This is a genomic window from Brevundimonas sp. UBA2503, assembly GCF_002341485.1.
Classification (GTDB): Bacteria; Pseudomonadota; Alphaproteobacteria; order Caulobacterales; family Caulobacteraceae; genus Brevundimonas; species Brevundimonas halotolerans.
This window is the reverse complement of sequence record NZ_DDOD01000011.1, coordinates 25266-25521: the sequence shown is the minus strand read 5'-3', so window position 1 is coordinate 25521 and position 256 is coordinate 25266.

Below are 256 nucleotides of genomic sequence, written 5' to 3'. Positions count from 1 at the left end.
TCGCCCCGGATCGTCGCAAGCGCCGTCCGGGGCCGGCCCGTGCATGGTCCGCCCCGTCCCCGATAACGCCTTCGGCGTTTCGGGGATGACAATAGTGCCCAGGCATTTGGCGAGATGACGACAAGGCGGACAACGCTTCGAAGACCTTTGACGCTGCAGTGATGGCAAGGGCACGGATCTCCAGCGTTTACCAAGGGCGCTTTTGTCATTCTCAAGGTCAGCCAGAGGGCACCGTTGTCATCCCCGAATTCGCGAA